This window comes from Modestobacter sp. VKM Ac-2982, assembly GCF_026967935.1.
Classification (GTDB): domain Bacteria; phylum Actinomycetota; class Actinomycetes; order Mycobacteriales; family Geodermatophilaceae; genus Modestobacter.
On sequence record NZ_JAPVBL010000002.1, the window covers coordinates 15,793 to 39,190 of the forward strand.

Genomic DNA, 23,398 nt, shown 5'->3' on the forward strand with positions numbered 1-23,398 from the left:
TCAGGGGGCCAGGCGCTGGGCCTCGTACAGCTCTCCGTCCAGCCGGAAGGTGCGGTCGTCCAGGTCGAGGGGCGGTGCGGGGGCCTGCGCGCCGTCGAGGCTCACGATCCCGACCTGGCTGCCGTCCGGGAGCACGGCCCAGCCGACCCGGGTGTCGGCCCCGTCCACCTGGACGTCCGCCCGGTAGACCCCGGCCGGCTCCTCCGCCGCCCGCGCCACGAACGGGGTCGTCACGTCCGGTGTGCTGACCTCGCCGGAGATCAGCTCGCCGCTGACGGTGCCGGTCAGGGTGGCGCCGTCCCGCCCGGTCAGCGCCAGGCGGTCACCGACGACCGTGCCCGTCAGCCAGGCCTCGATCGCCCGGCCGTCGCACAGGTACGCGGCCGCCTCCCCGTCCCCGGTCACGATGGCCAGGCTGATCCCCGCCTCCGCCGTCCGGCCGCCGAACACGGCTTCGCCCACGGCAGCCGTGGGGGAGGGGGCCGGTCCGGCCGTCGGCGCCGGCGGGGCGGTCGGTGCCGGAGGCGCTGCCGGACCCGGCTCCGCCGCCGCCCCGGACATGCCACGGGCGAGCCCGACGAGCACGGCGAGCAGCAGGACGGCGGCGACGATCGGGACGACCGCCAGGCGCGCCGCGGAGTCCGTCCAGCGCCGGCCGGCCCGCGCGCCACCGCCGCCCGCGGCTGACCCCGATCCCCGGTCCTGCCACACCTCTCGGACGAAGGGGATCGTGGCCACGATCTCCCGGTACTCCGCGGCGGCGTCGGCGACCGCCAGCCCGCCGAACCGCAGCCGGGCGTCCAGGCCGTCCAGCAACGCGCCGGCCGTCTCCGCCGCGGCCAGCCGGGCGGTCAGGTCGTTCGCCTTGTTCAGGTTGGCCGAGACCGCGGCCGTCAGGGACACCGCCAGTGCGGCGAAGCACAGCACCCGCCACACCGTCTGCGACCGGTCCAGGGACAGGCCGTCCTGCACCGTCTCGGCGAAGCTCGGTCCGCCCAGCGCCGGTCCCGCCGTCAGCGCCGCCGCGACCGCGCTGCTGACGATGCTGATCGTCGACAGCCGCGAACTGGCGGGGGTCTTCTCGTCGACGTAGGCGTGGACGCCCTGGCGCCTCGCGCGGATGGCGTCGAGCAACCCCGCCTGCCCGTTCCCGCTCTGATCGTGCACGGCCAGCTCCAGCGGTCCGCCGGGATCGTCGCGCCGCCGGCGCTGCACCCGTCCTGCGCAGGATCCCGTCTCGGCGCGTGCGACCAGTGTGCGCCCGCGGTCGCCGGTGCGGGGCCGTTCCGCTCGCGGGCGCACGGCCCCCAGCCGCACTCAGCCGCGGGCGCCCTGGTGCTCGGCGAAGGTGTCGGCGACCCAGTCGGCGATGTAGGTGCTGACGTGCGGGAGGTGGTCCAGGCCGATGTGCTCGGTGGCCCCCTCCGCGGCGGTGAAGACGCGCAGCTCCCGCTTGGGGGAGTTGACCGCCTGGTCGTAGGAGCGGTGCGCCATGGACACCGGGATCTGCCGGTCGTCGGCGCCGTGGGCGACGAGGAACGGCACGGTGATCTGCTCGACCACGCCGTCGAGGTTCACCGCGTCGGCGAAGTCGAGGAACGCATCGAGGTGAGCCTCGTCGCCGTCGTGCCCCCACACCCAGAGCACGTGCGACCAGTAGTGGGGGACCGGCCGCTCGCCCTCACGCTCCCGCCGGCGGCGCTGCACCGCACCCCAGTCGTGGTTGGCGCCCCAGGCGACGCAGAGCGCGAAGCGCTTCTCGAAGGCCGCGGCCCGCGGGGCGTAGTAGCCGCCCAGCGACCAGCCGACGATCCCGATCCGGCTGGCGTCGACGTCGTTGCGCGTCTCCAGCCAGTCGATGCACGCACCGGCCCACACCTCGGCGTCGATCCGGGCGGTGAGCCCCTGCAGCCGCAGCGCCTCACCGGTGCCGGGCTGGTCGAGCATCAGGCAGGAGATGCCGCGGGCGGCCAGCTCCGCCCAGTGGTCGGAGGCGTACATGTGCTCCTTGGTGGAGTCCAGCCCGTTGACCAGGACGACGACCGGGGCCGGCCCGTCGTCGGTGGCGGGGGCGGCGCTGAAGTACGCCGGCAGCGTGGTGCCCTCGTACGGGATCTCCACCCGGCTGACCCGCGGGCTGTGCAGCTCGAACGCCTTCTGCGCGATCTCGAGCATCCGCCGGTAGGTGGGCACCCGGTTCGGGTCGGCGTGGGAGAGCATCCGCTCGGCCTGGGCCAGGTAGTTGCTGGCCCGGAACCACAGCTGGCCGGCGGTGCGGGTGTGCCCGGCCTTCTCCGCCTCCTCGGCCTGGCCGGCGAGCTGGTCGGTGAGTGCCCGCCAGGCGCGCAGGAAGTCCGGGGTCCCGGCGTCCTCGCCGGCGTTCGCGGCGTCCTTGATCGGCCGGCAGGCCCGGTCGACCTCGTCGATCAGGCCGCCGGAGTTCAGCGTCGCGACGACGCCGAGGTTCCAGGTGTAGGGGCCGGTGGGGAAGTACTCGAACACGGTGTCTCTCTTCCGGTCAGGGAGTGCGCTGGCGGGTGCGCGGGCGGGCTGGGGCCACCGGCGGCAGCTGCACGCCGGGGACGACGCGGTTGCGGACGGTGCCGATGCCCTCGACGGTCATCTCGACGACGTCGCCGGGTCGCAGCGGCGGCGGGGCCTGCTCGCCGCGGCGGCCCCACAGCTCGGCCAGGCAGCCGCCGTTGCCGCACGTGCCCGAGCCGAGCACGTCGCCGGCGCGGACGACGGTGCCGCGGGAGGCGTAGGCGATGAGCTCCTCGAACGGCCAGCCCATGTTGGACAGCAGGTCTCGGCCGATCTCGACGTCGTTGACACTGACCTGCATCTGCAGGGCCAGGAAGCCGTCGTCGTCCCGGTACGGCTCCAGTTCGTCGGCGGTGACCAGCCAGGGGCCGAGGGTCGTGGCCGAGTCCTTGCCCTTGGCCGGGCCGAGGTTCACCTTCATCTCCCGGGCCTGCAGGTCCCGGGCCGACCAGTCGTTGAGCACGGTGTAGCCGAAGACGTGCCCGCGGGCCTCCTCCGGCGTAAGGGACGCGCCGTCGATGCCGATGACGGCGGCGACCTCCAGCTCGAAGTCGAACCGCTGCGAGCCCGGCGGCACCGGGACGTCGTCGTGCGCGCCGACGAGCGCGTAGGGGTTGGTGAAGTAGAAGGTGGGCGCCTCGTACCACTCGGGCACCACGCCGCCGCCCTGTCCCATCCCCGCGACCACGCCCTCGACGTGCTCCTCGAACGCGACGAAGTCACGCACCGTCGGCGCCTCGAGCGGGGGGAGCAGCCGGACGTCGGCCAGCGCGACCGACGGGCCGTCCAGCGCGGCGGCGCCGGCCTCCAACGCGGCGGGCAACCCGGCCCGCACCAGGTCCAGCACGGAGGTCCCGGCAGGGAGGGCGTGGACGCCGGCGTCGGACACGACGCCCGCCCGGACCGAGCCGGCGTGTGCCCAGGTGGCGAACCGCATCAGACCGGCGGGGCCACGAACAGGCCCGTGTCGGGGTCGTTGAACGAGCGCTGGGCGACGAACTCGTTCATCGCGTTGGCAGTGCCCCACTGGTCGGAGACCTCGTGGTCGCTGAAGTCGTACACGTGCGGGTGCCAGGTGTCCTCGTCCAGCACGTCGAGCTCCGTCGTGTACTCGACGGTGTTGCCGTGCGGGTCGAGGAAGTAGCTGAAGGTGTTGTTGCCGGCCAGGTGCCGACCCGGGCCCCAGATCTTCTCCACGCCCTGGCGCAGCAGCCGGCCGGTGCCGCGCATGTACTCGTCGATGCCGCGCAGCTCGAAGGAGGCGTGGTGCAGCGAGGGGTGCGGGCCGCGGGCGACCGCCATGCTGTGGTGCCAGGCGTTGGTGCGCAGGAACCACATCATGCTGCCCATCCGCGGGTGCATCAGGGTGTCGGACAGGGCGAAGGCCAGGTGCTTCTCGTAGAAGGCGACGGTGCCCTCGGGGTCGGCGGAGTTGAGGACGACGTGACTCAGCCGCACCGGGATCGACTCGCCCTCCTCGACCGTCCGGTGCTGCCGCACGGCGACGTCGGAGCTGATCTCGACGGTGCGGCCCTCGTTGTCGAAGAACCGGAAGCCGTAGCCGCCGCCGGGGGTCTGCAGGGTGTCCGGCTCCCCGATCAGCTGCACCCCGTCGGCGGCGAGCTGCCCGGCGAGGGTGTCGACGTCGGCGGCGGCGGCCGTGCCGAAGGAGATCAGGTCGACCCGCTTGTCGGCCGACTGCCGCAGCCGCACGATGTACTGCTCCGGGGAGCCCTCAGCGGCGAGGAAGGCCAGGCCCGAGTCGGTGTGCTCGGTGCTCAGGCCCCAGGTGCCGGAGTAGAAGTCGAGCTGCTTGCCGAAGTCGGGCACGGCCAGGTCGACGTGCCGCAGGTGGGTGATCAGGCGCTGCTGGGTCATGATGGTCCTCCCGTTCAGGCGGGCTGGCTGGTGAGCGTGGCGATCTGGCGGAAGAGCGCGGGCGCATCGCCCTGCACGTGGTCGAGCTGCCACTGGGCGAGGGTGTTGGAGGCGTCGACGACGGTCTTCGCGCGCTCGTACCGCCGGGCGTGGAAGGCGTCCCAGAGGTCCTCGTCCAGCGCGGTCCGCTCGGTGAGCAGCTCGGCCAGGACGACGGCGTCCTCCAGGGCCATCGCGCCGCCCTGCGCAATCGTCGGCGGGCAGGTGTGCGCGGCGTCGCCGATCAGCACGACGCGGCCGCGGTTCCACGGCTCGTCGAGCACGTGGGTCTCGAACCAGGTGTAGTTGACCCGCGAGGGGTCGGTGAGCGTCTCGCGGATCTCGTCCCACGGGCCGTGGTAGGCCTCCGACAGCTCCCGCATGGTGGCCAGCTGCTCGTCCGGGGAGAGGCCGCTGCGGTCCTGGGCGGGCTCGACGATGTAGGCGTAGAGCGAGTCGTCGCCGGTGGGGCAGTAGCCGGCGATGAACGACGGCCCGCCGTAGTACAGGTCGGTACGCGTGACGCTGGCCGGACGCGGGCCGAACGCCCGCCAGATGCCCATGCCGATCGAGCGGGTCTCCAGGTTGATCCCCAGCGCCCGGCGGGTCCAGGACCGGAGTCCGTCGGCGCCGACCACCAGGTCGTAGCGGCCGGTGGAGTGGTCGGAGAAGGTGACGTCGACGCCGTCGTCGTCCTGGGTGAGCTCGGTGAACGTGGTGCCGTGGCGGAGCTTCACGCCGACCTCGGTGGCCCGGTCGCAGAGGATCCGGGCCAGCTCCGGGCGGGGCATGCCCATCGCCGCGGGCAGGTCCGGGCCGCCGGTCTTCGCGTCCGGGATCTCCGCGAGCACGGAGCCGTGCGGGTCGGGGGCCCGGATGCCGGTGACGTCGAAGGCGTAGCCGGCCGCGGCGACCTGCTCCCAGACGCCCAGCGTGCGGAGCTCCCGCAGCGCATTGCCCTGCAGGGTGATGCCCGAGCCGAGGGCGGCGACGTCCGGCTTGATCTCGAGCAGGTCGACGGCGACACCGCGGCTGGCCAGGTGGATGGCCGTGGCGGCACCGGCCAGGCCGCTGCCGACGACGAGGACGTCGTTCACTGCGGGCACGGGGGACTCCTTCGTCACTTGACCGCGATGGGGTTGACCGGTGCGCCGACGGCGCCGGTCACGGGCAGGGGAGCGGCGGTGAGGAAGAACTCCCAGACGCCGTCGGCCGCGCAGTCGGCGGCGAGCGCGTCGAGGTCCCACATCTCGCCGAGGAACAGGCCCATGTTGGGGATGCACACCTGGTGCAGTGGCTGGAAGGCGACGTCGAACTCGTTGGGCCGCACCTCGAAGCCCCAGGTGTCGGTGGCGATGCCGGCGATCTCGGTGCCGTGCAGCCAGTCGGCGGTGGTGAACGACAGGCCGGGGGCGTCACCGCCGGCGTAGTCGCCCCAGCCGCGGCCCTCGGCGATGTCCCGCCGGGCGCGGGCGAGCCGGCCGGTGCGCACCAGCAGCAGGTCGCCGCGGCCGACCCGAGCGGTCTCGCCCTGTGCGGCGATCGTGGCCGCCAGGTGCTCGGTGGTGATCGCGAAGCCGTCGGGCAGCTCGCCGTCGGTGCCGAGCGCCCGGCCGACGTCGAGCAGGACGCCGCGGCCGGCGAGGAGTGCGGCGACGGTCTCGATCCCGGTGACCGCGTCGCCCGCGCTGGTGACCACGTCGCCGGCGCGGCGGCCGTTCCAGGCCATGCCGTGGTCGAAGATGTGGCCGAGCCCGTCCCACTGGGTGGAGGCCTGCAGCGGCATCGAGATGACGTCATCGGCTCCGCCGATGCCGTGCGGGAAGCCCTGCACGCCACGCTCGGCATCGGTGCCGGTGTCCAGCATGGTGTGCACCGGGTTGGTGCGTCGCCGCCAGCCCTTCTGCGGGCCGTCCATGTCGAAGGACTGGGCGAGGGAGAAGCTCGCCCCGCGCCGGACCAGCCGGGCGCCCTCCAGACGCTTGGCCTCGTCGAGGAAGTTCAGCGTGCCGAGGACGTCGTCGGCACCCCAGCGGCCCCAGTTGGAGCAGCGCTTCGCAGCCGCGGCGATGGCGGACTCCGGGTCGGAACGGTCGAGCTCGGTCGGTGCATCGTGGGTCACGTCGGTTTCCTCCTTGAAGCGACTCACGTGACGTTCGGCGACGGCGAGCGATCAGGGAAGACGAGAGTGCTGATGCGCGGCATAGACGGCGTGGATACTCGCCGTCCATGAACCTGGCCCGGCTGGACCTCAACCTGCTGGTCTCCCTCGACGCCCTCCTGCAGGAGCGCAGCGTGACCCGGGCTGCGGCGCGGATGGGCCTGAGCCAGCCGGCGCTGTCGGCGTCGCTGGCCCGGCTCCGCCGGCACTTCGACGACGAGCTGCTGACCCGGGCGGGGAACGAGTACCGGCTGACCCCGCTCGCCGTCCAGCTGCGGGAGCTGTCCCGGTTGGCGCTCGCCGGGGCGGAACGGGTGTTCACCGCCCAGCCGGAGTTCGACCCGTCGTCCTCGACACGGGAGTTCACCGTGCTGGTCAGCGACTACGTGGTGGTGGTGCTGGGCGACACCCTCGCCGGGCTGCTCGGCGAGGAGGCGCCGCACACCCGGCTGCGCCTCACCCCGCACTCACCGGCCCTGGTCGAGCGGGCGGAGCAGACGCTGCTGGGCGCCGACGTGATGCTGCTGCCGCACGGCTTCGTCAGCGACCTCTCCCACCAGGACCTCTACCGCGACGAGTGGGTGTGCGTGGTCTCGTCGGACAACCCCGTGGCCGACGAGGGGCTCACCGTGGACCACCTGCGGACGCTGCCGTGGGTGGTGACCTACCACGGGCAGACCGCCTCCACCCCGGCCGCGCGGCAGATGCGGATGCTCGGGATCGAACCGCGGGTGCAGGTGGTGACCGAGGACTTCATCACCGTGCCGACCCTGGTCGCCGGCAGCAACCGGATCGCGCTGCTGCAACGGCGGCTGGTGGACATGCTCCCGCTCGGCGTCGGGATCCGGGCCCTGCCCTGCCCGTTCGAGGCCGGCCCGCTGGTCGAGGCCATGTGGTGGCACCCGGCACTGGACGACGACCCCGAGCACCGCTACCTGCGCGACGTCATCGCCCGGGCCGCCCGGCAGGCCGTCGACGGCCCGCTGGGCATCGACGGAGCTGATGGCCGACCCCAGGAGAAGTGATTTCCGCTCGCCCGGCGCCGTCCTGACACTCCTCGGTCAGTGCTGCCGGTCACCGCCGACCGGCGCCGAACCCGAGGAGACGCCCGTGTCCGAGTCCGCACCGAGCCGCCCGCGGCTGTCCGAGCCGCCCAGCCCGGGCCGGGCCGTCGACCCCGTCACGGGCCGGCCCGCCGGGCGCCCGCAGGTCGCGGTGCTCCTGCTCTCCAGCTGCCTGGCCGTGCTCGGCTCGGTGCTGCTGGCGCCGGTGCTGCCCGCGATCGAGGACGCCTTCGCCGGCACGCCGGGAGTGCAGGCGCTCGCTCCGATCGTGCTCACCGCGCCCGCCCTGGTGATCGGGCTGACCGCGATGATCGCCGGCCGGATCGTCGACCGGGTGGGCCGCAAGCGGCTCCTCGTCGGCGCCCTGGTCGCCTACGCACTGGTCGGGACGGCGCCGCTCTGGCTGGACTCGCTGGAGCTCATCGTGGCCAGCCGGGTGCTCGTCGGGCTGACCGAGGCGGCGATCATGACCTGCTGCACCACCCTGCTGGCCGACTACTTCTCCGGCCCGGAGCGGGAGCGCTACTTCGGCTACCAGGTCATGTGCACCACCGTCGCGGCGACGCTCTTCTTCGGGCTGGGCGGCGCCCTGGGGGAGAGCAGCTGGCGGGCCCCGTTCTGGCTGTACGCGGTGAGCCTGCCGCTCGCCGTCCTGGCCGCGCGGCACGTCTGGCAGCCGGCGGCCGGCTCGGCTGTGCGCACCGGGAAGCTGCCCGCGCTGCCCTGGCACCAGCTGGCTGCGCCGGTCGGCGTGACCCTCTTCGGTGGCCTGGTCTTCTACGTGCTGATCGTGGAGCTGTCGTTCAAGCTCGACGCCCTGGGCATCGAGTCCACCGCCACGATCGGCGCGGTCAGCGCGATCGGCTCGCTGGGCACCGCGGCGGGAGCGTTCGCCTTCGGCCGGCTCACCCGGCTGGGGCCGGTGGTCACCATCCCGGTGGCGTTCCTCCTCTCCGGCCTGGGCCTGATCGGCCTGGCGATGGCCTCGTCTGTGCCGGTGGTGGCGGTCTGCGCCGTCGTCACCGGGCTGGGCAACGGGCTGCTGCTGCCGGCGTTGCTCAGCTGGGCGCTCGGTTCACTCGGGTTCGAGCAGCGCGGCCGGGCCACCGGGGTCTGGACGTCGGCCCTGTTCCTCGGGCAGTTCGTCTGCCCGCTGGTGGTGCTGGCGCTCAGCGGCGTGCTCGACGGTCTGGGGTCCGCGCTCACGGTGCTCGGCGCGCTGTCCGTAGTGGCCGCGGTCGGCGTCCGGCTGGCCCGGCCGACGGCGGTGGCAGCGCACTGACCTGATCGGCCGGGGCGGGGCCTGTGTCGCGCAGGCCCCGCCCGCGCCGGGTTTAAATCTGCTGGAGCAGCCGGCCGAAGGCTGGGGACCGCCGGAGCGTGACCGTCCGCCCGCCCAGGGCAGCGACGTCCAGGTGGTCGCGGACGAGCTCCAGCGCCGCGCCGGACAACGAGGTCACCGACCCGGCGTCGATCACGTCCACCCGCACCGGCTCGCGGCCGTAGCGCCGCTGGAACGCCAGGACGACGTCGGCGTCCACCGCGCCGGCCAGGCACAGCGCCCGCCCATCGGCGGTGTTCAGCAGCCGGACGAGACCGCGCGGGCCCGGCGGGGACGACGTCACCCGGCCAGTGTGCGGCGGGATCGACGTCGGGGCTCGTCCGGTGTGACCTGCGCCCACCGACTAGGTTCACTCCGACGATTGCACGGTCGGCTCGATGAGGTGGGTGCAGTGGGCAGGTCGGTGCTGGTGACCGGTGGCAACCGGGGGATCGGGCTCGCCATCGCCCGCTCGTTCGCCGAGGCGGGTGACTCCGTGGCGGTGACCCACCGCGGCAGCGGCGCCCCCGAGGGGCTGTTCGGGGTGCAGTGCGACGTCACCGACGCCGCCGCCGTCGACCGCGCCTTCACCGAGGTCGAGGAGCACCAGGGCCCGGTCGAGGTGCTGGTCAGCAACGCCGGGATCACCCGCGACGGGCTGCTGCTGCGGATGGGCGAGGACGCGTTCACGGATGTCATCGACGCCAACCTGACCGCCGCCTACCGGGTCGCCAAGCGGGCGGCGCCGAAGATGGTGCGCGCCCGGGCGGGGCGGATGATCTTCATCTCCTCGGTCGTCGGGCTGCTCGGTTCTGCCGGGCAGGTCAACTACGCGGCGAGCAAGTCCGGCCTGGTCGGGCTCGCCCGCTCGATCGCCCGGGAGCTGGGCGGGCGCAACATCACCGCCAACGTGGTGGCGCCGGGGTTCGTGTCGACCGACATGACCGCGGAGCTGCCCGAGAAGCGGCAGCAGGAGATCCTCGGGCAGGTGCCGCTGGGGCGGCTCGCCGAGGCAGACGAGATCGCCGGCGTCGTCCGCTTCCTGGCGGGCGAGCAGGCGGGGTACATCACCGGGGCGGTCGTCCCGGTCGACGGCGGACTGGGGATGGGGCACTGATGGGCATTCTGGACGGCAAGAAGATCCTGGTCGCCGGCGTGCTGACCGAGCAGTCGATCGCGTTCTCGGTCGCACGGCTGGCGCAGGAGCAGGGCGCCACCGTCGTCCTGTCCAACTTCGGCCGGGCCCTGTCGCTGTGCCAGCGGATCGCCAAGCGGCTGCCGCAGGAGGCGGCGGTGGTCGAGCTGGACGTGACGAACACCGAGCACCTGGCCACGCTGGCCGACCGGCTGCGCCCGCACCTGGGCGACGACGGTGCTGTTCTCGACGGCGTCGTCCACTCCATCGGCTTCGCCCCGCAGGAGGCGATGGGCGACGGCTTCCCGGAGGTGGCGTGGGAGCACGCGGCGACCGCGTTCCAGGTCTCGTCCTGGTCGCTGGCCTCGCTGACCCAGGCCTGCCGCCCGCTGTTCGGCGACACCGCCTCGGTGGTCGGGCTGACCTTCGACGCTACCGTCGCGTGGCCGGTCTACGGCTGGATGGGCGCGGCCAAGGCCGCCCTGGAGTCGACCTCCCGCTACCTGGCCCGGGAGCTCGGTCCCGAGGGCGTCCGGGTGAACCTCGTCGCCGCCGGCCCGCTGCGCACCATGGCGATGAAGTCGATCCCGGGCAGCGCGCAGTTCGAGGAGGCATGGGAGGGCCGCGCGCCGCTGGGCTGGTCGGTCACCGACACCGAGCCGGCCGGCAAGGCCGTCACCGCGCTGCTCTCGGACTGGTTCCCGGCCACGACGGGTGAGATCGTGCACGTCGACGGCGGCTTCCACGCTGTGGGGGTATGACGGTCTCGTGACCGACCTCGCAAGCCCCGGGAACCCCCTCCCCGCAGGTGCCTCCATCACCCCTCCCGGCCAGCAGCCCGACCAGGAACCGTCGCTGGCCGTGCGCAACAACGGCGGCGTGGCCCCCTCGGCCGAGCCGGCCCCGGCCGGGCGCCGCGAGGCGCTACTGGTGCTCGGCTTCGGCGGCCCCGAGGGCCACGACGACGTGATGCCGTTCCTGCTCAACGTCACCCGCGGCCGGGGCATCCCACCCGAGCGGCTGGAGGCCGTCGCCGAGCACTACCACCACTTCGGCGGGGTCAGCCCGATCAACGACCAGAACAAGGCGTTGGTCGCCGCGCTGGAGGCCGAGCTCGCCGGGGCCGGCATCGACCTGCCGGTGTACTGGGGCAACCGCAACTGGGCGCCCTACGTGGAGGACGCCTGGCGGCAGATGGCCGAGGACGGCATCGAGCACGCCTACGTGCTCGCCACCTCCGCCTACGCCTCGTTCTCCGGCTGCCGGCAGTACCACGAGGACGTCGCCCGGGCCCGCGTCGCGCTGGAGCTCGACCCCACCGCGCCGACCGGCCCCACCGCCGAGAAGCTGCCGCACTACTTCGACGCACCGGGGTTCGTCCAGGCCAACGCCGAGGCGCTGGCCGCCGCGATGGCCTCGCTGCCCGAGGAGGTCCGCGGCACCGCCCGGCTGGTGGCGACCGCGCACAGCATCCCGAACGCGATGGCCGCGGTGGCCGGGCCGGACGGCGGGGCCTACGAGGCCGAGCTGCAGCGGGCCGCCGAGCTGGTCGTCGAGGCGGCGGCACCGGGGCGGGGCTTCGACCTGGTGTGGCAGAGCCGCAGCGGGCCGCCGTCGGTGCCCTGGCTGGAGCCGGACGTGAACGACCACCTGCGGGCGCTGGCCGAGTCGGGGGAGACCGCCGTCGTCCTCTTCCCGGTCGGCTTCATCTCCGACCACCTCGAGGTCATCTGGGACCTGGACAACGAGGCGGAGGAGACCGCCGGCGAGCTGGGGCTGACCTTCGCCCGGGCGGCGACCGCGGGCACGCACCCGGCGTTCGTGGCGTCGCTGCGGGAGCTGCTGGCCGAGCGCCGGTCCGGCGGAGAGCCCCGGCTGGGCACCAACTGCCCGGCCAGCTGCTGCTTCGTGAAGCGCCCGGCCCGCCCGGCCGCCTGAGAGTCGCTCTCGCGCACCCCCGCCCGCTCTGACGCGACTGAAGCGGCGTCAGAGCGGGTGGAACGGCGGGAGAGCGCCGCGGCTCAGCCGCGCGGGACCCAGTTGTAGGCGGCGACCGTCGCCTCGCGGACGGCGGTGGCCAGCGGGCGCAGCGCCTCGTCGCGGGCCGCTGCCTGGGCGTGGGTGACCGCAGCCCCCGGCGCGTCGGCCATCGCCAGGTCCAGCACCTGGGACAACCGCTGCGCCCGGCCCAGCACCGACAGCGCCACCGGGTCGTGGTCGGCTGGCAGCCCCGGGGCGTGCACCGTGCGGGCCAGCCCGGCCAGCAGCCCGGGGACCTCGGGGTTCCACCGCGCCAGGTCCAGCGAGGCGAGCGTCCGGGCCGCGTCACCGACGGCGAGGTCCAGTGCCCCGGAGACCGCCCGCAGGTTGCCCTCCGCCGGCGGCGCCAGGGGCGGGCCGCCGTCGAGGGAGACCGCCGCCCAGGAGACCGCCTCGGGCCCCAGCGCCTCCGGGACCAGGGCGAGCCGGGACCCCACGGCGGCCTGCCCGGACTCCAGGCCGAGCGCCACCAGCTCCGGCACCGCCGGCAGACCGCGGGTGTCACCGGGGACCGGCAGCACCAGCCGCAGCCGTTGCTCGCCCAGCCCGCGCAGGGCGCTCAGCGCCCAGCCCAGCGGCACCGCCTCGTCGGTGCCGGGCAGCCCGACGACCCGGTGGGCGGTCTCGCCCAGCAGGACGTCGAGCGCCTCGTCGTAGGAACTGCGGCCGGTGAGCCAGGCGGTGGCCCAGACGGCGAACCGGCCGGCGGCGATGTCGTGCACGGTGAACGAGGCTACGACGGTCCCGCCACCGTCCGGCACAGACCGATCACGCCGGTGCGCCGCCGCGGCGGAGCCCGGTGCACCGCCGGGCGTGGGACGGGAGCCGGATCGCGCCTCCTCGTGCCAGACTCGGAGCGTGCCCGCCTGGTTGCTCTGGTTGATCGCCTCAGGCCTGTTCGCGGCCGGTGAGGTCGCCAGCCTGGACCTGGTCCTGCTGATGTTCGCCGGTGGCGCGCTGGGTGGCATGGGCGTTGCGCTGCTGGGCGGGCCGGTGCTGCTGCAGGTGATCGCCTTCATCGTCGTCTCGGTCGGGCTGCTCGTGCTCGTCCGGCCGGTCGCGAAGCGGCACCTGGTCGACCGGACGCCCGAGCAGATCGACGGCGTCGCGACCTACGTGGGCCGCGAGGCCGTGGTCAGCCAGCGGGTCGACAACGACGAGGGGCGCATCCGGCTCGGCGACGACGAGTGGACGGCGCGCACCCAGCTCGACGACGAGGCCTACGAGGTCGGTGCCGAGGTCCGCATCGTGCAGATCGAGGGCCCGATCGCCTACGTCAGCCACCTCTGAGCCCGCGATCGGGTGACCGGGGGCCCCAGGGGTGCCCGCGGGAAGCCGGACGGGGGAGGATCGGTTCGCCGCACCACTCCTAGGAACGGAGCACCGCCCTCGTGGAACCCGCCCTCATCGCTCTGATCGTGATCGCCGTGCTCGTGGCCTTCATCCTGGCCAAGAGCGTGACGATCGTCCCCCAGGCGCAGGCGAAGGTGGTCGAGCGCCTGGGCCGGTACAGTCGCACCCTCTCACCCGGTCTGGCGCTCCTCGTGCCGTTCGTCGACCGGGTGCGCGCCACGATCGACCTGCGCGAGCAGGTCATCTCCTTCCCGCCGCAGCCGGTGATCACCGCCGACAACCTGCAGGTCGGCATCGACACGGTCCTGTACTTCCAGGTGACCGACCCGCGGCTGGCGGTCTACGGGATCGCGAACTACATCACCGGCATGGAGCAGCTCACCACCACGACGCTGCGCAACGTCGTCGGCGGGCTGAACCTCGAGGGGGCGCTGACCGGCCGGGACGGCATCAACTCCCAGCTGCGCGACGTGCTCGACGGCACCACCGGTCCTTGGGGGCTGAGGGTGGCCAGGGTGGAGATCAAGGCCATCGACCCGCCGGCCTCCATCCAGGACTCCATGGAGAAGCAGATGCGCGCCGACCGCGACAAGCGCGCGGTCATCCTGACCGCCGAGGGGCAGCGGCAGTCGGCGATCACCACCGCCGAGGGCCAGAAGGCCGCCTCGATCCTCTCCGCGGAGGGCAAGAAGCAGGCCGCGATCCTGGACGCCGAGGCCGAGCGGCAGAGCCGGATCCTGCGCGCCGAGGGTGAGCGCGCCGCGCTCTTCCTGCAGGCGCAGGGGCAGGCGAAGAGCATCGAGACGGTGTTCCAGGCCATCCACGACGGCAAGCCCGACCAGGGGCTGCTGGCCTACCAGTACCTGCAGACGCTGCCGAAGATCGCCCAGGGCGACGCCAACAAGATGTGGATCGTGCCCAGCGAGTTCAGCAAGGCGCTGGAGGGGCTGTCCAAGCTGGGTGGCGGCGACGACGGCGAGGGGCAGCGCAGCTGGCTGGACGTCGACGCTCCCTCCGGCGGGCAGGGTGCTGGGGCGACCCAGCCGCCGGCGTCGTCGCTGGACACCAGCAGCTGGTTCGACTCGAACCTGCCGCCGGCCGCCGACCAGCCCGAGGCCAAGATCTCGCTGTCCAGCATCGTCGACCAGGCGGAGGGGACGGCGCCGCAGATCCCCAAGCCGCCGCCGCTGTCCCAGGTCAAGCAGGACGTGCAGGAGAGCGGCCCGGCCGCCGACCCGCGCAACCGCCCCGCGGACGACGACCCGCTGGAGCTGCCGCCCTCCTGACGCACGGAGACGCCGATGGCCCAGGACTCGACGAGTCCTGGGCCATCGGCGTCCGGCCCCCTTGCAGGGTCCCGCCGCGAGCCTGCGAGCGGTGGGGGGCAAGGGGGTCCTTCGTCAGTCCTTGAGCAGGCCCTCGCGGAGCTTGGCCAGGGTCTGGCTGAGCAGCCGGGACACGTGCATCTGGGAGATGCCGATGTCCGCGGCGATCTGCGACTGGGTCATGTTGCCGAAGAACCGCAGGATCAGGATCCGGCGCTCCCGCGGCGGGATGGTGGCCAGCAGCGGCTGCAGCGATTCGCGGTACTCCACGCCCTCCAGGGCGGCGTCCTCCTCGCCGAGCGTCGCCGCCAGGGTGGGGGAGTCCTCCTCGCCGGAGAGGCGCTCGTCCAGCGAGCTGCTGCGGTAGGCGTTGGCCACCGCGAGGCCCTCGAGGACCTCCGCCCGGGGGATGCCGAGGTGCTCGGCGAGCTCGGACGGCGTCGGTGCGTGGCCGTTCTTCTGGGACAGCTCGCTGACCGCTGCGTTGAGCGAGAGGTGCAGCTCCTGCAGGCGCCGCGGCACCCGCACCGACCAGCCCTGGTCGCGGAAGTGCCGCTTGATCTCACCGGTGATGGTCGGCACGGCGAAGGAGAGGAACTCCACCCCGCGGCTCGGGTCGAACCGGTCGATCGCCGCGATCAGGCCGAGGGTGCCGACCTGGAGGAGGTCGTCGAACGGCTCACCACGGTTGCTGAACCGGCGGGCGAAGTGCCGGACCAGCGGGAGGTGCTCCTCGACCAGGATCTCCCGCAACCGCTCGCGGCGCGGGTCGCCCTTGTCCAGCGTGGCCAACTCGGCGAACAGGGGCGCGGTCCGTTCGGCCCGCTTCCGGTTGTCCGACATGGGCGCCGGGTCGGCGGCAGCCTCCGAGGCGACCGCAGGGGTCTCGGCAGCGGACTCCGTGGGGGTCGGCTCCGTGGGTTCCGTCGTCATCTGGGTCTCCGGGGCAGCGCCGGCGCCCGCAGGGGTCTCGGCGGCCGGGGTCGGGGACCCGGTGGGCTCACCCGGGCCGAGGACGGCGTCGTCGGCAGCCGGGGAGTCCGGAGCAGCCGACCGGGTCACCGTGCGACCGACACGTCGGGGTCGGACTGCTCGGGCAGGGCGTCGATCGGGCTGTAGCGCCGCAGCTTCTTGACCAGGCTGATGCAGGCGACCGGCGTGGCCTGGCCGTTGCCGGCCGGCACGGCCGACTGGTTGCTCGGCCCGGCCTCGACCGTGTCGACCAGGGTGTGCAGCACCGCCCAGCCGAAGCCGTCCCGCGGCACGTCGACACCGGGCGCCGTCGGCACCCAGGCATCGATCCGCAGGCCGTCGCGCGCAGCCTCGAACACGACCGTCAGCGGTGCATCGCCCAGGGCGACGGAGGAGAGCGTCGCGCAGGCCTCGTCGACGGCCAGGCGGAGGTCCTCGACCGCGTCGAGGTCGAAGTCCATCCGCATCGCCAGATCACCCGTCATCGCCCGCACCGCGGGCAGCTGGGTGGGCGAGGTGGGGACCCGCAGCTCCAGCCGCTCGGTGCGCCGCTCGCCGGTGGCGGCGCCCGTCGTGTCGACCATGCGTCGTTCGCTCCTTCTTTCGCCTCCGCACCCCCGGACGGGAGCGCGGCTGTTCGTCGTCGCGCACCCGCCCTCGCGGCTCCAGCTCGGAGCGCGAACGACGAACGGTCGCTCGGCGACGGGTGCCGGGCCAGGCCCGGCTCCCTTGACGGTAGACCGACCGCCTGGCTGCGTTGCCCGCTGGGGCATCTCGTCAAACGTCCCGCCGGCGGTCACCGTGCACGACGACCGCCCGACCGGGAAGCGTGGTGACCGCCCGTGTTTGGGCCGACCCGGTCGTGCGCATCCTCCGGTCGTGAGACTGCGGCGCAGTGACGTGAACGCCCCGGGCTGGACCCGGCGTCGCGCCGGCAAGGGCTTCTCCTACCTCGATGAGGCCGGTGTCCCCATCAAGGACGACCGGCTGGACCGGTTGCGGGCGCTGGCGATCCCCCCGGCCTGGAAGGACGTCTGGATCTGCCCCTGGCCCAACGGCCACATCCAGGCCGTCGGCACCGACGCCGCCGGGCGGCGGCAGTACCGCTACCACGACGAGTGGCGAGTCAAGCGGGACGCCGCCAAGCACCAGCGGGTGCTGGAGATCTCCCACCAGCTGCCCGACGTCCGGGACGAGGTGGCGTCCGCGCTGCGCACCCGGGGGCTCAACCGTGAGCGGGTGCTGGCGTGCGCCGTCCGGCTCCTGGACCTGGGCGCCTTCCGGGTGGGCAGCGAGCAGTACGCCGAGGACAACGGCACCTACGGGCTCGCCACGCTGCGCCGCGAGCACGTCGAGGTGCGCGGGGAGCGGGTGTTCTTCCACTACACCGCCAAGGGCGGCATCGACCGGGAGGTCGAGCTGCTCGACCGGCCGACCGCGACCGTCGTCCGGCAGCTGCTGGAGCGGCCGGCGGAGGAGGGCGAAGAGCTCCTCGGCTACCGGCTGGCGGACGGGAACTGGCACGACGTGACCAGCGACGAGGTCAACGCCTTCCTGAAGGAGGTCAGCGGGGCGGAGATCACCGCCAAGGACTTCCGCACCTGGACGGCGACGGTGATGATGGCCGCCACGCTGGCCGAGAGCCCCACGCCGAGCAGTCGGACAGCGCGCAAGCGGGCGGTGCGGGAGGCCTACGTCAAGGTCTCCGAGCAGCTGGGCAACACCCCGACGGTCTGCAAGAACAGCTACGTCGACCCTCGCGTGGTCGACCGCTACGAGCATGGCGAGACGGTCGCCGAGGCACTGTCGGACGCCGCGCAGGCCCCGGACGACCGGACCGCGCAGAGGAAGATCGAGGCGGCGGTCTGCCAGCTGCTCAGCGCCTGAAGAACGACCCCGGACACGACGACGGCGCCCCACCCGGAGGTGGAGCGCCGTCGTCGTGGTGTGTGCGGCCCCTGGAGAGGGGGCCTTCCTCAGGCCTTCTCGGCGATCGTGAACAGGTCGATGAGGCCGGTGACCTCGAGCGGCCGGGTCACGGCGCGGGTGTTGGCCACCAGTCGCAGGCCGACGTCGCGGGAGCGCGCCGACTTCTGGGTCTCCACGAGCACGGCCAGGCCGGCCGAGCCGAGGAACTGGACGCCGCACAGGTCGATGACCAGCGCGGTCGGCTGCTGCTCGAGCTGGGTGTCCAGGGACGCCCGGAGGACGGGGGCGGTGAAGGTGTCGACCTCGCCGACGACCGTCACGGTGACCGTGCCGTCGTCGTCGGTGGACGTCGACAGCGTGATCACGTCGTCGAAGGGCGCGTCGTTCGAGTCAGCCGGGGCTGACACGTCGCGCGAGCCCTCGGCGGGTGAGTCGGATGAGGTCACGGACTGCAGCTCCTCTCAGCGGCGATGCCTGGCGGGCACGCGGGTGCCCGGACAATGTACTGCGGTACACCGTCCGGACCAGACGCGGCCCGGGACACCGAGGTTCGTGAACACCTCCCGAGGAGTCCTCGGGCAGGCCACGGCTGGCTGCTCAACCGTGGCGCCCAACCTAGCCGCGTCATGATCGCGGCACCAATCCAGTGCTCAACCGCTCGACCGACCGGCCACACCGGGCCGGTCCGTCGGGCAACGGCAGGGCTCAGGTGCCCTCGACGACGTGCACCGCGCTCTCCTCGGGGCCCTCGCCCCCGACCGGCGCATCGGCGAACGCCTCGACGTCGTCGCCGGTGCGGTTGGTCCCGGAGTCGCTGAGCCGGTCGGTGTCCTCGTCCTGGTCCAGCTGGGCGACGGCCCGGTCGGGGTCCTCGGCGGGGCGCACGTCGGGCGCGTCCTCCGGGATCTCCCGCTCCAGCCGGCCGCTCAGCGACTCGCCCTCGGACTGCTCGCGTGCCGTCGTCCCGAAGTCGACGGCCTGGTGCGCGCGGTCGCCGGGCTCGGGGGCGAACTCCGGGTCCTCGGCGCGGGCCATGGTGGGGCTGTCGTCCTGGGAGACCTCGGGGATGCCGTTGTCCTCGGGGAAGACGTCGCGGGCGGTCTGACCCTCGGGGCCGACGTCGCCGCGGGGGCCGTCCGCCGTGCCGGTGAGCCCACGCTCGTCGTCGGGGAACTCGGCGTCGTTGAGTGCGGAGTCGCGGGCGGCGCGGTCCGGGTCGGTCATGGGAGTGCCTCCGTTCTGCGCGCCACAGGGGCGGGCGCGCTCGTCCGTCCGGGGGGACGGGGGAGCCGGTCGGGCGACCGGCGTCGTGGTCGGCCCCTACCCGAGGCCCTGCCGGGCATGCGTGATCTGCCTCCCGCCGCCGCATGGCACCGGGGGGCGCGGGTACCGGCGCGGCATGGCGATCACAGACGAGGTCCAGCGGATCGGGCGGCCGGTCCGCCGCTGGGCCCGCACCCAGCAGGAGGAGTACACGCAGGGAGAGGCCCGGCCGCTGGCCGCGGACCTGGGGGCGATGAGCGTCTACGTGGGCCTGGTGGGCGCGGCGGCCACGGCGATCCGGGTGTCGGGGCGCGAGCTCCCCAGCCGGATCCCCCTGGGTGACGCCGTCCTGCTGACCGTCGGCACCTTCCGGCTGGCCCGGCGGATCGCCAAGGACCCGGTCACCGCCCCGGTGCGCGCGCCGTTCGTCAGCTACCAGGGGACGTCGGGTGAGGCCGAGGTCGCCGAGGAGGTGCGCGAGCACGGGGGCGTCAAGCACGCCGTGGGGGAGCTGCTGACCTGCCCGTTCTGCATGGCGCAGTGGGTCGGCACGGGTTTCGTGCTCGGCTACGTGACCGCACCGCGGGCCACCCGGCTGGCCGCGCTGACGATGACCATGGTGGCCGGCTCCGACGTCCTCCAGTTCGTCTACGACGCCATCCAGAACGGCGGGCTGCGGCCCGGTGGCGACGAGGACGCGGAGAGCCTCACCGGCCAGGAGGTCTGACCACGAGGCGGGCGTCACGCTGCGTGGCCGCCGGGTGCCGGCGATCCGCGGCGTGCCGCCGGGCTCCGTGGTCCCCGACCGGGTGAGGCGCTGCGCTCCGTGACCGTCTCGGGCTGCCGCGCCGGCACCCGGGCACCTATCCTGTGATCTTGTCGAGACGGCGGGCGTCACCGGACCCCGCGGACAGGAGGCGGTCATGCGGTCGATCTGGCGCGGCGCGGTCTCCTTCGGTCTGGTCAGCATCGCGGTGAAGCTGTACTCGGCCACCGAGGACCACGACATCCGGTTCCACCAGGTGCACAAGGCCGACGGTGGCCGGGTCAAGTACCGCCGGGTCTGCTCGGTCGACGGCGAGGAGCTCGAGTACGGCGACATCGCCAAGGGCTACGAGCTCCCCGACGGCCAGCTGGTCGTGCTGACCGACGAGGACTTCGACCAGCTGCCGCTGGGCACCACGCACGAGATCGAGGTGCTCCAGTTCGTCGACCAGGAGCAGATCGACCCGATCCACTTCGAGAAGACGTACTACCTGGAGCCCGACGGCGTCGCGACCCGCCCCTACGTGCTGCTGCGCACCGCGCTGGAGAACGCCGGCCAGGTGGCGATCACCAAGATCGCCATCCGGCAGCGGGAGTCACTGGCCGCGCTGCGGGTCCGGGAGGGCGTGCTGGTGCTGCACACCATGCGCTGGCCCGACGAGATCCGCCGGCCCGCGTTCAGCTTCCTCGACGAGGAGGTGGCCGTCCGCCCGCAGGAGCTGGCCATGGCGGAGTCGCTGATCTCCACGATGGCCGGGGACTTCGACGCCACCCAGTTCACCGACGACTACCGCGAGGCGATGACCGCGCTGCTGGAGGCCAAGCAGTCCGGCGGTGAGGTCCAGCCCGCGCCCGACGCCGCCGACGACGGCGGTGGCGCGGTGGTCGACCTGATGAGCGCGCTGCGGCGGAGCGTCGAGCGCGCCGGCGGCAGCACCCCCGCCGCCGGTCCGGACGACGGCGCGGACGACGAGACCGACGCCGCCCCGGCGAAGAAGACGACCGCGCGCAAGGCACCGGCGAAGAAGGCGGCCGCCGGGGAGAAGACCCCGGCGAAGAAGGCCCCGGCCCGGAAGGCGGCGCCGAAGAAGGCCGCGGCGGAGGAGGGCGACGAGCCGGCGAAGCCGGCCAAGCGCGCCTCCCGCCCGCGCAAGACCGCCTGACCCGCGGTGGCCGCCGCCGACCCGCTGGCGTCCTACCGGGCCAAGCGGGACCCGACCCGTACCGCCGAGCCGGTCCCGCCGGCCGGGCAACCCCTGCCGATCGGGGACGACGACACCTTCGTCGTCCACGAGCACCGCACGCCGCGCGGCCGCACCGGCGAGCGGGTGCACTGGGACCTGCGGCTGGAACGCGGCGGCGTGCTGAAGAGCTGGGCGGTGCCGAAGGGTCCGCCGACCGAGCCGGGGGTGAACCGGCTCGCCGTCCCCACGGAGGACCACCCGCTGGAGTACGCGTCCTTCTCCGGCACGATCGCCGCCGGCGAGTACGGCGCGGGCGTGTCGACCATCTGGGACGCCGGCCGCTACGCCGCCGAGACGTGGAAGGACGACCACGTCACCGTGGCGTTCGACGGGCAGCGGCTGACCGGGCGGCACGTGCTGTTCCGGCTGCCCGACGGCAGCTGGGCGCTGCGCAAGCTCGATCCCGACCCGGTGGTCGCCGGGCCCGTCGCCGACGGCGTGCCGGAGGACCTGCCGCCGATGCTGGCCGCGATCGGGGAGCTCCCTGCGGCCGGTGACCTGCGCTGGGGCTACGAGTTCAAGTGGGACGGCGTCCGGGCGCTGGCGCACGTGCGCTCCGGGCGGGTCCGGCTGCGGGCCCGCAGCGGCAACGACGTCACCGCCAGCTACCCCGAGCTGGGCCCGCTGCCGGATGCCCTGGCCGGGCACGACGCGGTGGTCGACGGCGAGGTCGTCGCGCTCGACGCGCGGGGCCGGCCGGACTTCGGGCTGCTCCAGGGCCGGATGCACCGCACCGGGCCGGAGGTGGCCCGGCTGGCCGCGGCCGCCCCGGTCAGCTACCTGGTCTTCGACCTGCTGGCGCTGGACGGCGAGAGCCTGCTCGGGCTGCCCTACACCGCCCGCCGCGAGCGGCTGGACGCGCTCGGCCTGGGCTCGGACCGCTGGGTCACCACCCCCTGGTTCCGCGGCGACACCGCCGGCGTGGGGCAGCAGGTGCAGGCGGCCAGCCGGGAGAACGGGCTGGAGGGCGTCGTCGCCAAGCGGCTGGACTCCGTCTACCGGCCGGGTGGCCGCGGACCGGACTGGCGCAAGGTCAAGAACCTGCGCACCCAGTCGGTCGTCGTCGGCGGCTGGCGCCCCGGGGCCGGGCGGCGGGCCGGCGGCATCGGCTCCCTGCTGCTCGGGGTGCACGACGAGGAAGGCCGGCTGGTCTTCGCCGGGCACGTGGGCACCGGCTTCACCGCGAAGGCGCTGGCCGACCTCGAGCCGCTGCTCACCCCGCGGGGGTCCGCGCCGTTCGCCGACCCGCTGCCGCGCGAGGTGACCCGGGACGCGCACTGGGTCGAGCCGGTGCTGGTCGGCGAGGTCGCGTTCACCGAGTGGACCCGCGAGGGCAAGCTGCGGCACCCGGCCTGGCGCGGGCTGCGCGAGGACGTGGCCCCGGCCGACGTCGTGGTGGAGCCCGGATGAGCCGGCAGCGGGTGCAGATCGAGGGCCGCCAGCTGGAGGTCTCCAACCTGGAGAAGGTGCTCTTCCCCGAGGTGGGGTTCACCAAGGCCCAGGTGATCGACTACTACGTGCGGATCGCGCCGGTGCTGCTCCCGCACGTGGCGCACCGGCCGGTCACCTTCACCCGCTGGCCGTCCGGCGTCGAGGGCAAGGCGTTCTTCGAGAAGAACAGCGCCCGGCACGCCCCCGAGTGGGTGCGGTCGGTGACGGTGCCCTCGCCCGGCTCGTCCCGGGGGCGGGAGACGCTGGACATGGTGCTGCTCTCTGCCGTCCCGGACCTGGCCTGGTCGGCCAACCTCGCCGCGTTGGAGGTGCACGTGCCGCAGTGGCAGGTCGACGACGCCGGGACGGCGCAGCTGCCCGACCTGCTGGTCCTCGACCTCGACCCGGGCCCGGGAGCCGGGGTGGTCGAGTGCGCGCAGGTCGCGCACCGGCTGCGGGACCGACTGGTCGCCGACGGGCTGGACCCGGTGGTGAAGACGTCGGGGTCCAAGGGGATGCAGGTCTACGCGCCGATCGAGTGCGCCGACAAGGACCACCCCAGCCGGTACGCCAAGGCGCTGGCCCAGGAGCTCGCCCGGCAGACGCCGGAGGCGGTGGTCTGGCGGATGGAGAAGGCGCTGCGGCCGGGCAAGGTGCTGGTCGACTGGAGCCAGAACAACACCGCGAAGACGACGGTCGCGCCCTACTCGCTGCGGGCCCGGCCGTTCGCCACGGTGTCCACCCCGCTGCGCTGGGCCGAGGTCGACGCGCTGCGCGAGGGCGGCGACCCCGAGTCGGTTCGGTTCCGCACCGACGACGTGTTGGCCCGGGTCGCCGAGCACGGCGACCTGTTCGACGTCGCCGCCCGCACCCGCGCCGCCCTGCCCTGACCGACCCACCCAGCGGCGCGGCGCGTCGCTGTTGAGACCATCTG

The 23,398-nt window shown here is 73.8% G+C and carries 24 protein-coding genes; 12 read left to right on the forward strand and 12 right to left on the reverse strand.

Annotated features, from left to right (window positions below):
* The 6 genes from O2W20_RS07050 to O2W20_RS07075 all read right to left on the reverse strand — a co-directional run bounded on the left by O2W20_RS07050 (window position 1) and on the right by O2W20_RS07075 (window position 6,583).
* Entirely contained in the window at window positions 1–1,167 is a 1,167-nt protein-coding gene (locus tag O2W20_RS07050) for a hypothetical protein (protein ID WP_269173350.1), read from the reverse strand.
* 150 nt (window positions 1,168–1,317) lie between these two features.
* Window positions 1,318–2,502, reverse strand: coding sequence for an alpha/beta hydrolase family protein (locus tag O2W20_RS07055; protein WP_269173349.1), 1,185 nt, complete (start codon window positions 2,500–2,502; stop codon window positions 1,318–1,320).
* Between the two features lie 16 nt (window positions 2,503–2,518).
* On the reverse strand, window positions 2,519–3,481 hold the full coding sequence (locus O2W20_RS07060) for a fumarylacetoacetate hydrolase family protein (RefSeq protein WP_269173348.1): 963 nt from the start codon (window positions 3,479–3,481) through the stop codon (window positions 2,519–2,521).
* Entirely contained in the window at window positions 3,481–4,422 is a 942-nt protein-coding gene (locus O2W20_RS07065; RefSeq protein WP_269173347.1) for a VOC family protein, read from the reverse strand. The genes O2W20_RS07060 and O2W20_RS07065 overlap by 1 nt, the downstream gene beginning before the upstream one ends.
* 14 nt (window positions 4,423–4,436) lie before the next feature.
* Window positions 4,437–5,567 (reverse strand): FAD-dependent oxidoreductase, encoded by a 1,131-nt coding sequence (locus O2W20_RS07070; protein WP_269173346.1) that lies wholly within the window; start codon window positions 5,565–5,567, stop codon window positions 4,437–4,439.
* Between the two features lie 14 nt (window positions 5,568–5,581).
* Complete coding sequence (locus O2W20_RS07075) at window positions 5,582–6,583, reverse strand: cyclase family protein (RefSeq protein WP_269173345.1); 1,002 nt, start codon at window positions 6,581–6,583, stop codon at window positions 5,582–5,584.
* A gap of 107 nt (window positions 6,584–6,690) precedes the next feature.
* Between O2W20_RS07075 and O2W20_RS07080 the strand changes: the two genes are divergently transcribed.
* Both O2W20_RS07080 and O2W20_RS07085 read left to right on the forward strand, forming a co-directional pair.
* Window positions 6,691–7,647, forward strand: a complete 957-nt coding sequence (locus tag O2W20_RS07080) for a LysR family transcriptional regulator (protein WP_269173344.1) — start codon at window positions 6,691–6,693, stop codon at window positions 7,645–7,647.
* Window positions 7,648–7,732: 85 nt separating this feature from the next.
* Window positions 7,733–8,968 carry an MFS transporter gene (locus O2W20_RS07085; RefSeq protein ID WP_269173343.1) on the forward strand — a complete coding sequence of 412 codons (1,236 nt, stop codon included), beginning with the start codon at window positions 7,733–7,735 and terminating at the stop codon, window positions 8,966–8,968.
* 52 nt (window positions 8,969–9,020) lie between these two features.
* Here O2W20_RS07085 and O2W20_RS07090 read toward each other — a convergent pair whose 3' ends face one another.
* Complete coding sequence (locus O2W20_RS07090) at window positions 9,021–9,311, reverse strand: hypothetical protein (protein WP_269173342.1); 291 nt, start codon at window positions 9,309–9,311, stop codon at window positions 9,021–9,023.
* 108 nt (window positions 9,312–9,419) lie between these two features.
* On the opposite strand from O2W20_RS07090, the gene fabG reads away from it, so the two are divergent.
* From fabG to O2W20_RS07105, 3 genes are read left to right on the forward strand one after another with little or no spacing between them, the layout of a single operon-like run.
* Window positions 9,420–10,124, forward strand: a complete 705-nt coding sequence (gene fabG, locus O2W20_RS07095; RefSeq protein WP_036338415.1) for a 3-oxoacyl-ACP reductase FabG — start codon at window positions 9,420–9,422, stop codon at window positions 10,122–10,124.
* Window positions 10,124–10,903, forward strand: coding sequence for an enoyl-ACP reductase FabI (gene fabI, locus O2W20_RS07100; RefSeq protein ID WP_269173341.1), 780 nt, complete (start codon window positions 10,124–10,126; stop codon window positions 10,901–10,903). Before fabG ends, fabI begins: the two co-directional genes overlap by 1 nt.
* A gap of 7 nt (window positions 10,904–10,910) precedes the next feature.
* Complete coding sequence (locus O2W20_RS07105; RefSeq protein WP_269173340.1) at window positions 10,911–12,080, forward strand: ferrochelatase; 1,170 nt, start codon at window positions 10,911–10,913, stop codon at window positions 12,078–12,080.
* 83 nt (window positions 12,081–12,163) lie between these two features.
* Here O2W20_RS07105 and O2W20_RS07110 read toward each other — a convergent pair whose 3' ends face one another.
* Window positions 12,164–12,904: a hypothetical protein gene (locus tag O2W20_RS07110; RefSeq protein WP_269173339.1), complete on the reverse strand. Its 741-nt coding sequence runs from the start codon at window positions 12,902–12,904 to the stop codon at window positions 12,164–12,166.
* Between the two features lie 136 nt (window positions 12,905–13,040).
* Here O2W20_RS07110 and O2W20_RS07115 point away from each other — a divergent pair, with 136 nt between their 5' ends.
* Together O2W20_RS07115 and O2W20_RS07120 are read left to right on the forward strand one after the other, a co-directional pair.
* A complete protein-coding gene (locus O2W20_RS07115; protein WP_269173338.1) occupies window positions 13,041–13,472 on the forward strand; it encodes an NfeD family protein in 432 nt (143 codons plus the stop codon).
* Window positions 13,473–13,573: 101 nt separating this feature from the next.
* Window positions 13,574–14,821, forward strand: a complete 1,248-nt coding sequence (locus tag O2W20_RS07120) for an SPFH domain-containing protein (RefSeq protein ID WP_269173337.1) — start codon at window positions 13,574–13,576, stop codon at window positions 14,819–14,821.
* Between the two features lie 114 nt (window positions 14,822–14,935).
* Here the strand turns inward: O2W20_RS07120 and O2W20_RS07125 are convergent, their stop codons facing one another.
* On the reverse strand, window positions 14,936–15,793 hold the full coding sequence (locus O2W20_RS07125; RefSeq protein ID WP_269173336.1) for an RNA polymerase sigma factor SigF: 858 nt from the start codon (window positions 15,791–15,793) through the stop codon (window positions 14,936–14,938).
* A gap of 125 nt (window positions 15,794–15,918) precedes the next feature.
* Window positions 15,919–16,416 (reverse strand): ATP-binding protein, encoded by a 498-nt coding sequence (locus tag O2W20_RS07130; protein ID WP_269173335.1) that lies wholly within the window; start codon window positions 16,414–16,416, stop codon window positions 15,919–15,921.
* A 295-nt stretch (window positions 16,417–16,711) separates the two neighbouring features.
* Between O2W20_RS07130 and O2W20_RS07135 the strand changes: the two genes are divergently transcribed.
* Window positions 16,712–17,719, forward strand: coding sequence for a DNA topoisomerase IB (locus tag O2W20_RS07135; protein WP_269173334.1), 1,008 nt, complete (start codon window positions 16,712–16,714; stop codon window positions 17,717–17,719).
* Window positions 17,720–17,808: 89 nt separating this feature from the next.
* Here the strand turns inward: O2W20_RS07135 and O2W20_RS07140 are convergent, their stop codons facing one another.
* Together O2W20_RS07140 and O2W20_RS07145 are read right to left on the reverse strand one after the other, a co-directional pair.
* Window positions 17,809–18,207, reverse strand: coding sequence for an STAS domain-containing protein (locus tag O2W20_RS07140; RefSeq protein ID WP_269160889.1), 399 nt, complete (start codon window positions 18,205–18,207; stop codon window positions 17,809–17,811).
* Between the two features lie 259 nt (window positions 18,208–18,466).
* Window positions 18,467–18,985, reverse strand: a complete 519-nt coding sequence (locus O2W20_RS07145; RefSeq protein ID WP_269173333.1) for a hypothetical protein — start codon at window positions 18,983–18,985, stop codon at window positions 18,467–18,469.
* A 175-nt stretch (window positions 18,986–19,160) separates the two neighbouring features.
* Here O2W20_RS07145 and O2W20_RS07150 point away from each other — a divergent pair, with 175 nt between their 5' ends.
* From O2W20_RS07150 to ligD (O2W20_RS07165), 4 genes are all read left to right on the forward strand, one after another.
* Window positions 19,161–19,751, forward strand: a complete 591-nt coding sequence (locus tag O2W20_RS07150) for a DUF1360 domain-containing protein (RefSeq protein WP_269173332.1) — start codon at window positions 19,161–19,163, stop codon at window positions 19,749–19,751.
* A 196-nt stretch (window positions 19,752–19,947) separates the two neighbouring features.
* Entirely contained in the window at window positions 19,948–20,952 is a 1,005-nt protein-coding gene (gene ku, locus O2W20_RS07155; RefSeq protein ID WP_269173331.1) for a non-homologous end joining protein Ku, read from the forward strand.
* A gap of 6 nt (window positions 20,953–20,958) precedes the next feature.
* Entirely contained in the window at window positions 20,959–22,443 is a 1,485-nt protein-coding gene (gene ligD, locus O2W20_RS07160) for a non-homologous end-joining DNA ligase (RefSeq protein ID WP_269173330.1), read from the forward strand.
* Window positions 22,440–23,354, forward strand: a complete 915-nt coding sequence (gene ligD, locus O2W20_RS07165; RefSeq protein ID WP_269173329.1) for a non-homologous end-joining DNA ligase — start codon at window positions 22,440–22,442, stop codon at window positions 23,352–23,354. The genes ligD (O2W20_RS07160) and ligD (O2W20_RS07165) overlap by 4 nt, the downstream gene beginning before the upstream one ends.
* Window positions 23,355–23,398: the final 44 nt, after the last annotated feature.

Excerpts from the sequence above, each read along its gene's own strand:
- ligD (WP_269173329.1), top strand. The coding sequence starts at position 22,440 with ATGAGCCGGCAGCGGGTGCAGATCGAGGGCCGCCAGCTGGAGGTCTCC.
- O2W20_RS07130 (WP_269173335.1), bottom strand. The coding sequence starts at position 16,416 with ATGGTCGACACGACGGGCGCCGCCACCGGCGAGCGGCGCACCGAGCGG.
- O2W20_RS07060 (WP_269173348.1), bottom strand. The coding sequence starts at position 3,481 with ATGCGGTTCGCCACCTGGGCACACGCCGGCTCGGTCCGGGCGGGCGTC.
- O2W20_RS07065 (WP_269173347.1), bottom strand. The coding sequence starts at position 4,422 with ATGACCCAGCAGCGCCTGATCACCCACCTGCGGCACGTCGACCTGGCC.
- O2W20_RS07125 (WP_269173336.1), bottom strand. The coding sequence starts at position 15,793 with ATGACGACGGAACCCACGGAGCCGACCCCCACGGAGTCCGCTGCCGAG.
- ku (WP_269173331.1), top strand. The coding sequence starts at position 19,948 with ATGCGGTCGATCTGGCGCGGCGCGGTCTCCTTCGGTCTGGTCAGCATC.
- fabI (WP_269173341.1), top strand. The coding sequence starts at position 10,124 with ATGGGCATTCTGGACGGCAAGAAGATCCTGGTCGCCGGCGTGCTGACC.
- O2W20_RS07150 (WP_269173332.1), top strand. The coding sequence starts at position 19,161 with ATGGCGATCACAGACGAGGTCCAGCGGATCGGGCGGCCGGTCCGCCGC.
- O2W20_RS07080 (WP_269173344.1), top strand. The coding sequence starts at position 6,691 with ATGAACCTGGCCCGGCTGGACCTCAACCTGCTGGTCTCCCTCGACGCC.
- O2W20_RS07145 (WP_269173333.1), bottom strand. The coding sequence starts at position 18,985 with ATGACCGACCCGGACCGCGCCGCCCGCGACTCCGCACTCAACGACGCC.